The organism is Dietzia sp. DQ11-38-2, assembly GCF_014145055.1.
In the GTDB taxonomy this organism is placed as follows: domain Bacteria; phylum Actinomycetota; class Actinomycetes; order Mycobacteriales; family Mycobacteriaceae; genus Dietzia.
The window spans coordinates 1-7,509 of record NZ_JAALDW010000023.1 but is presented as its reverse complement, the minus strand read 5'-3'; the positions used below and the strand labels follow the sequence as shown (position 1 = coordinate 7,509).

Sequence of the window (7,509 nt, the reverse complement as noted above, 5' to 3'; positions counted from 1 at the left end):
TCGGCCGGCTCGGTGACCACGACGCGCGCCGGCAGCCCGGGCGGCGCCCCCTCCGGCGGGAGGGCCCGCGCCGCGATGGGCACGCTCCCGCCGGAGGGCAGTCCGCAGACGTCGTCCATGGACGGTCCTTCCTCCACTGGTCCGCCGCGACTCAGAAGAAGCCCTGGGGCTTACCCGAGTAGCTCACCAGCAGGCACTTGGTCTGCTGGTAGTGGTCGAGCATCATGCGGTGGTTCTCACGTCCGATGCCGGACTGCTTGTAGCCACCGAACGCCGCGTGGGCCGGGTACTGGTGGTAGGTGTTGGTCCACACCCGGCCGGCCTGGATGGTGCGACCGGCCCGGTAGGCGGTGGTGCCGTTACGCGACCACACGCCGGCGCCCAGGCCGTAGAGCGTGTCGTTGGCGATCATCATGGCGTCGTCGAAGTCGGTGAACGAGCTCAGGGACAGCACGGGACCGAAGATCTCCTCCTGGAACAGGCGCATCTTGTTGTGCCCGCGGAAGACGGTCGGCTGCACGTAGAAGCCGCCCGCGAGATCGCCCTCGAGCTCCGCCCGCCCGCCGCCGGTGAGGACGTCCGCGCCCTCCTGCTTGCCGATGTCGATGTAGGACAGGATCTTCTCCAACTGGTCGTTGGAGGCCTGCGCGCCGAGCATCGTGTCGGTGTCGAGCGGATTGCCCTGCGTGATCTGCTTGGTGCGCTCGATCGCGAGCTCGCTGAACTCGTCGAAGACCGACCTCTGCACGAGCGCGCGCGAGGGGCACGTGCACACCTCGCCCTGGTTGAGGCCGAACATCGCGAAGCCCTCGAGCGCCGCCTGACGGAAGTCGTCGTCGGCGTCCATGACGTCCTCGAAGAAGATGTTGGGGCTCTTGCCGCCCAACTCGAGGGTCACCGGGATGAGGTTCTCCGAGGCGTACTGCATGATCAGGCGTCCGGTGGTGGTCTCGCCGGTGAAGGCGACCTTGCGGATCCGGGGGTTGGAGGCCAGCGGCTTGCCTGCCTCGGTGCCGAATCCGTTGACCACGTTCACGACACCCGGCGGGAGCAGGTCGCCGATCACCGACATGAGGAACAGGATCGACGCCGGGGTCTGCTCGGCGGGCTTGAGCACCACGCAGTTGCCCGCGGCCAGCGCCGGGGCGAGCTTCCACACCGCCATGAGGACCGGGAAGTTCCAGGGGATGATCTGGCCGACCACGCCGAGAGGCTCGTGGAAGTGGTACGCCACGGTGTCTTCGTCGATCTGCGAGATCCCGCCTTCCTGGGCGCGGATGCAGCCGGCGAAGTAGCGGAAGTGGTCGATCGCCAACGGGATGTCGGCGGCCAGGCACTCGCGGATCGGCTTGCCGTTGTCCCACGACTCGGCCAGGGCGAGGGCCTGGAGGTTCTCCTCCATCCGGTCGGCGATCCGGAGCAGGACCAGCGACCGCTCGGCCGCGGAGGTGGCGTTCCACCCGGGGGCGGCCGCCCACGCGGAGTCGAGGGCGGCCTCGATGTCCTCGGACGTCCCGCGGCCGACCTCGCAGAAGACCTGCCCGGTGATCGGGGTGACGTTCTCGAAGTACTCACCCTTGACGGGTGCCACCCACTCGCCGCCGATGTAGTGCTCATAACGGCTCTGGTAGGACATCACCGAACCATCGGCGCCGGGCTGTGCGAAAACGGGCATCGTGCCCCTCCTTACTCCTCCGCGCGACCCCCGTGGTCGACGCTGTGATGTAGGACACTATGCGCGGCGGGGTTGCAGCAACGTTGCACGGCGACCGGCCCGGGTCTGCACTGCCCGGACGGGCAGGTCCGCACCCGTTCGAGCTGCCGGAATCCGCTGCTTCTCCTCGTCGAGGGCCCCCGGGAGCCCTAGCGTCGGCCCCCATGCAGACCACAGCCACACCCCCGGGGTTCCGGGAGATCTCGGCGGTCCGGGGCGGACGGGGCCGACGGTTCGGGGCGTTCACCGTGACCGCCGACGACCGTCGGGTGCGGATCGGGCACGACCTCGACGACGACGAGGTGAGCGAGGCGCTGATCCCGGCCATGTCCCGCGATCTGCTCGCCACCGGGGTCCTGCACACCGTCGACGAGTTCCACCGGGCGGTGACGGCGCTGGTGACCTGCCGGGACGCGACCTGGGAGGAGTGCTGGTCCGCCTACTACCGGTCGTCGATCTCGGCACTGGCCAGCGGCGTCTGCCCGTTCTCCCCGGTCCACGACCGGGCGGTGGCCGAGATGGTCGGCCACTCCGCGGTGGAGATCGGATGCTGCTTCGGCTTCCTGTCCCTCCGCCTCGCCCGGGAGGGCGTGAGAACCGTCGCCGTGGACCTCGACCCGGCCGTACTCGGGCTCCTCCGGTCCTGCGCGCCGGCCGACGGACCCCTGCCCTCGCCGGTCTGCCTCGACGCACGGACCAGCCCGCTGGCCGCGGGTACAGCGGATACCGTCTACCTCGTCCACGTCCTCGAGCACGTGGACGAGGGCGCCGGCTGGGACATGGTCCGCGACGCACTGCGACTGGCGCGCCGACGCGTGGTGATCGCCGTGCCCTTCGAGCCCGTCGCCGTGACGCAATACGGTCATGTCCGGACCTTCGACATCCCCACGCTGGCCGCGCTCGCCGACCGGATCGGGTCGCTCTGTCACAGCTGGTCCCCCGGGGTGCGGACGCGGGTCGACGAGGACCACGGCGGATGGCTGGTGGTGGACCGATGACGTGCCGGTGCAGCTCAGAGCAGGCCTTGCCGACTGGCCACGTACACCGCCTCGGCGCGCCGTGAGACCTTGAGCTTGCGCAGGATGTTGCTGATGTGAAACTTCGCGGTGGTGGCCGAGATGAACAGCGCCTGACCGATCTCCTTGTTGGACCTTCCCTCCGCCAGCAGCGCGAGGACCTCGATCTCCCGGGCCGACAGGGCCTCGGACGCCGATTCGACCCCCCTGAGCGCGTCCACCACCATGGAGGCGGTTCGCGCGTCGAAGGCGCTCTGCCCCTCCGACACCGACCGGACGGCGGTCACCAGTTCGGTGACGTCCACGTTCTTGACCACGTATCCCCGCGCCCCCGCCCGGACCGCCCGCACGACGATCGCCTTGTCGAGGAAGGTCGTGAGCACCAGCGGGGCGACGCCGGGGAACAGGTCGCGGACCGCCGCGCAGAGACGCAGCCCGTCGAGTTCGGACCCGCTGCCCAACTTGAGGTCGATCACCGCGACGTCCGGGCGGGTCGAGTTGATGACCCCGAGGGCCGCGTCCGCGGTCGACGCCTCACCGACCACCTCGAGGTCGGGCTCCCGCTCGAGCATCAACCGCAGGCCCTCGCGGAGCACCGCGTGGTCGTCCACCAGCACGGTGCGGATCATGGCCGCCGGGGTCATCGGACCGACCCCCGGGCCGCTGCGTCGAGGCCCCCGACACCGGGCGCCACCACGGTGATCGCCACCCCGCCCGTGTCGGCCCCCGCGATACGCAACTCCCCTCCCACCATCTCCGCCCTCTCCCTCATGTTGACCAGACCGTGGCGCTCTTCCGGGGACCCGGTCCGCACGGCCTCGAGCAGGCTCCGCAGCTCCTCCGGCCTCCCCACACCGTCGTCCTCCACGGTCAGCGCCACGGCCTCGTCACCGAAGTCGAGGGTGACCACCACGCCGTCGCCCCCCGAGTGCCGCGCGGCGTTCGAGAGCGCCTCGCCGGCGATCCGGAGGAGTTCGTGCTCGATCCCGGGGCTCGTCGGGACCTCGTCGCCGAGCACCCGGACCTCGGAGGACATGGTCGACGGGACGTGGAGGCGGCACAGGTCCTCGATCAGCCTGCTCAGCCGGGCGTCCCCGTCGTCGATCGTGCGCAGGGCGTAGATCACGGACCGCAACTGGTCGACGGCCTGGTCGGTCAGGTGTACGGCCTTCTCGAGCAGGGGCCGCTGCCGGTCGGCGTCTCCCACCGCGTCGAGTCCCAGTTGGAGGTGCATCCCCGCGCCGAGGACGAGCTGGGACACGCTGTCGTGGAGCTCCCGGGCCATCCGGGACCGCTCCACGTCGAGGATCCGCTGGCGGTGCGCGGCATCGAGCTCGCGATGGGCGATCTCGAGCTCCGAGTTCCGCCGGGACAGCTCCACCACGTGGCCCCGGGCCTCCTCGTAGGCCTCCTCCGCCCGGGCGAGGAGCATCTCCTTGTCGCGGAACAGGACGGAGTTGTGCAGCGCGACCGCCGCCTGCGCGGCGAGGATCCGCAGGACCACCGTGTCGATGTCGTCGGCCTGCCGCCCGGGGTGTCGCCACGACGCCAGCCCCCCGATCACCCCGCCGTGCAGGATCAGCGGCACGGTGACCGCGTCGGGTCCGCCGGCCTCCGCGACCTCGGCGGACCGGCCGCCGCGGAGGACCGCGAGAAGGACGTTGACCACGCCTTTGGGCAACCCCTCCGGCACGGGTGCCAGGTCCCGCCCCTCGAACGCGACGAACCGTCCCTCGGGGTCCACGATGACGTGCCGTGGTTCGACGGACGGGAGCTGACCGTCCCGCAGGGCCACCAGCGCCCACTCGGCGTCGAGCTGGTCGTAGGCGACCTTGAGGACGGACAGCATCAGCTCCTCGGGCCCCTCGGCGGTCCGCACCAGCGCACCCGAGACGCGATCGAGAGCGTGCATCGAGCGGCGCAGCCTGGACTCCGCAGCGCGGTACTGGTCGAAGAAGCTCCTCTTGACCGACCGGAGGCCCAGGAGGGAGTCCAGGTCGGTCGGCCCCTCGCTCATGACGCCTCCCGGTACAGCCGATCGACGTCCTCGAGGGTGACGGGACGCGGATTGGTGGCCATGCACAGATCGCGCAGTGCGTGAGCGGCCAGCGTGGGGATGTCCTCGCCCCGGACCCCCAGGTGAGTGAGCCCCGTCGGGATCCCGACGGACTCCGCGAGGTCGCGGAAGCGGTCCGCGACCCGGTCCGTCACCTGACCGGCGCGCGACCCCACGGCGACGCCGGCGGCACGGGCCAGATCCGCCATGCGGTCCGGGGCCATCACCGTCCCGTTGTGCCGGACCACATGCGACAGCAGGACCCCGTTGATCTGGCCGTGAGACGCGTCGTACCGGCCGCCCACCGGATGACTCATCGCGTGGACCGCCCCCAGGACGGCGTTGCTGAAGGCCATCCCCGCCTCGAGCGACGCGAGCGCCATCGCCTCCAACTGCTCGTCACCGCACCTCCCACCGTTCCTCCCGCCGCGCCCGAGCCGGTCGAGCGACCGAGTGCACAGCTCGACGGAGCGCAGGGCGTGGGAGTCCGTCAACGGGCCCGCCGCGCGTGAGGAATAGGCCTCGACCCCGTGCGAGAGCACGTCGATCGCCGTGGCCGCCCGCACGTCCTCGGGAACTGTCGCGTGGGTGGCCGGGTCGATGACGGTGACGTCCGGCACCAGCGAACGGCTCACGATGGTCACCTTGGTCAGGCGGTCCGAGTCGTTGACCACGCAGAACTGGGAGACATCGGCACCGCTGCCGGCCGTCGTCGGCACGGCCACCACCGGGGGCAGTGGCAGCCGGACCCGGTCGACCCCCTCGTACTCGAGGACGTGTCCGCCGTTGGACACGACCAGCGCGACCCCCTTGGCGGCGTCGATCACCGACCCACCCCCCACCGCCACGATCACGTCGCACCCCGAGGAGTGATAGGTCTGCGCACCCTCGAGGATCTGTGAGGCGCGCGGGTTCGGTCGGACGTGCGACCACACGACCGGCTCGGCACCCCGCGCCCTCAAGGCGTCCACCACGGTCCCCGGCCACGGGGTGAGTTCGAGCCACGGATCGGTGACGACGAGGGGGCGACGGGCCCCCAGCCCCATGGCGGCGGTCGCGGCCTCGGGCAGGGCACCGAAACCGAAGAGGATCTCCGGCGCGTGGAATTTGGCCACCCGGCCTTCCGCGGACATGACCTCACGATAGGCCCGGGTCATGTCAGGCGAGCGAGCTTCCCAACAGACCTGCCCGTTCGGACAGTTCCGCGGGATCGCGCGCGGTCACCACCCCGTCCAGGTACCGGGCGTAGCCGCTCAGCCCACAGCTCGGCCGGTTCCAGTACCTCCGGGCCTCCGGGGTTATCCACGCCATCCGGTGGGCCCGCCTGCTGATCCGCCCCACCAGGTCCTCCCGCGGATCGAGCCCGTTGCTCCGCCCGTCACCCACGACCAGGACCGAGGTCCGGGCGTCCACCAGATCCCCGTGTCGGTCGAGGAGTTCGGCGAACACCCGCCCGTAGTCGCTGCTCGCCTCCAGATCCAGACCGGGCGCGGCAAGCACGGTCGCCAGTGCCCCCGCGCCCGACGAGGACAGCAGGTGGTCGGTGACGTCGACCGGCCGGTCGACGAAGGCGACGACGGAGCACCGGTTGACCTTCTGATGCAGGCTCTGGGCCAGTCGCAGCACGAATCCGGTGACGGGACGGACCGAGAGCGAGACGTCGACGAGGATCAGAAGCTTGAGCGGTCCGGGCACGCGGGTGCGGTTCATGATGGTGAACGCCTCGCCGTCCGTGGCCCAGGCCCGGCGCAGGGTGGAGCGCGAGTCCAGCACCCCACGCGCGAACGGTCGCGAACGCCGGCGGGGCGCTCCCCGGATCCGGCGCATCACCTCGTGTGACGCGCGCTCGAGGTCACCGTCATCGGTTCCCTCCACGCCCCCGCGATCCTCGTCGTCGCCACTCCCACCGGTTCCCCCGTCGGTGACGTCGTCCGTCAGGCTCCTGAGGAACTCCACGACCGCGTCGACGAACATCCCCACCTGCTCGCTCGGCGGGGGCCCGCCGTCCTCACCGGAACCCGCGTACACCTGGCGGGCGTCGTAACCGTCGAGGGTCCGCAGGACGTCGAGCGCGTCCCCCCAGTCCAACGACTCGTCGCCGGACACCGAGACCGCGGAGGAGCCCATCTCCCCGACCCGGTCCGACGACGCGCGGTCCACCTCGATCTCGTAGGTGACCGTCGACCGCCACTGCTCGGCGCCCTGCTCGACCGCGAACTCCTCCTCGCCCGTCGCGGTCGAGAAGTCGGAGTCGTCGTAGTGGATGCCCTCATCACGCCGGGCGGTGTCGTCGCCCTCGACGAGGTCACCGATCTCTGCCGGGTCCAGGTCCGATGGGGTGAACGGTGACGACCCCTCCGAGTCCAGTTCCAGCTCGTCGGGCAGCGCCCCCACCTGCGGATCATCGCCACGGGCACCGGCGGCGCCCTCGGTCCGGGCCACGTGCAGACCGAGGAAGAGGCGGTCGAACACCGCGTCGAAGACCCGGTTCTCCCGCCGGTACTTGACGGTCACCGCCCGGAGCGCCGGCCGCAGCACCTCGGGCCGCGAGGCCCCCAGCAGCGCGAGGACCGTCCGCACCTCCACCACCTCGGCCGGGGACACGGCCACCCCGCGCTCCCTCAGGAGACGCCCGAACACCACGGAGACGATGTCGAGGACCTCCGGGGGCGAGACGCGGGGCCCCGGGCCGATCGTCATCGTCGTCCGCTCCCACGGCCGGC

Annotated in this window: 6 protein-coding genes; 1 reads left to right on the top strand and 5 read right to left on the bottom strand. The window is 71.1% G+C overall.

Features of this window, described 5'->3' with window-relative positions; translation table 11 throughout:
- Window positions 1-151: 151 nt before the first annotated feature.
- On the bottom strand, window positions 152-1,675 hold the full coding sequence (locus tag G6026_RS00945) for an aldehyde dehydrogenase family protein (protein ID WP_107755412.1): 1,524 nt from the start codon (window positions 1,673-1,675) through the stop codon (window positions 152-154).
- Window positions 1,676-1,878: 203 nt separating this feature from the next.
- On the opposite strand from G6026_RS00945, the gene mftM reads away from it, so the two are divergent.
- Complete coding sequence (gene mftM, locus G6026_RS00940; RefSeq protein ID WP_182611970.1) at window positions 1,879-2,712, top strand: mycofactocin oligosaccharide methyltransferase MftM; 834 nt, start codon at window positions 1,879-1,881, stop codon at window positions 2,710-2,712.
- Between the two features lie 14 nt (window positions 2,713-2,726).
- Here mftM and G6026_RS00935 read toward each other — a convergent pair whose 3' ends face one another.
- From G6026_RS00935 to G6026_RS00920, 4 genes are all read right to left on the bottom strand, one after another.
- Window positions 2,727-3,374: a response regulator transcription factor gene (locus G6026_RS00935; RefSeq protein WP_182611969.1), complete on the bottom strand. Its 648-nt coding sequence runs from the start codon at window positions 3,372-3,374 to the stop codon at window positions 2,727-2,729.
- Window positions 3,371-4,747 carry an ATP-binding protein gene (locus G6026_RS00930; RefSeq protein WP_182611968.1) on the bottom strand — a complete coding sequence of 459 codons (1,377 nt, stop codon included), beginning with the start codon at window positions 4,745-4,747 and terminating at the stop codon, window positions 3,371-3,373. Before G6026_RS00930 ends, G6026_RS00935 begins: the two co-directional genes overlap by 4 nt.
- Window positions 4,744-5,919, bottom strand: a complete 1,176-nt coding sequence (locus G6026_RS00925; RefSeq protein WP_241725894.1) for an iron-containing alcohol dehydrogenase — start codon at window positions 5,917-5,919, stop codon at window positions 4,744-4,746. Before G6026_RS00925 ends, G6026_RS00930 begins: the two co-directional genes overlap by 4 nt.
- A 25-nt stretch (window positions 5,920-5,944) precedes the next feature.
- On the bottom strand, window positions 5,945-7,509 hold a 1,565-nt coding region (locus G6026_RS00920), incomplete at its 5' end, for a VWA domain-containing protein (RefSeq protein ID WP_206681998.1).

Coding starts and splice junctions, on each gene's coding strand:
- G6026_RS00935 (WP_182611969.1), bottom strand. CDS start 3,374: ATGACCCCGGCGGCCATGATCCGCACCGTGCTGGTGGACGACCACGCG.
- G6026_RS00945 (WP_107755412.1), bottom strand. CDS start 1,675: ATGCCCGTTTTCGCACAGCCCGGCGCCGATGGTTCGGTGATGTCCTAC.
- mftM (WP_182611970.1), top strand. CDS start 1,879: ATGCAGACCACAGCCACACCCCCGGGGTTCCGGGAGATCTCGGCGGTC.
- G6026_RS00925 (WP_241725894.1), bottom strand. CDS start 5,919: ATGTCCGCGGAAGGCCGGGTGGCCAAATTCCACGCGCCGGAGATCCTC.
- G6026_RS00930 (WP_182611968.1), bottom strand. CDS start 4,747: ATGAGCGAGGGGCCGACCGACCTGGACTCCCTCCTGGGCCTCCGGTCG.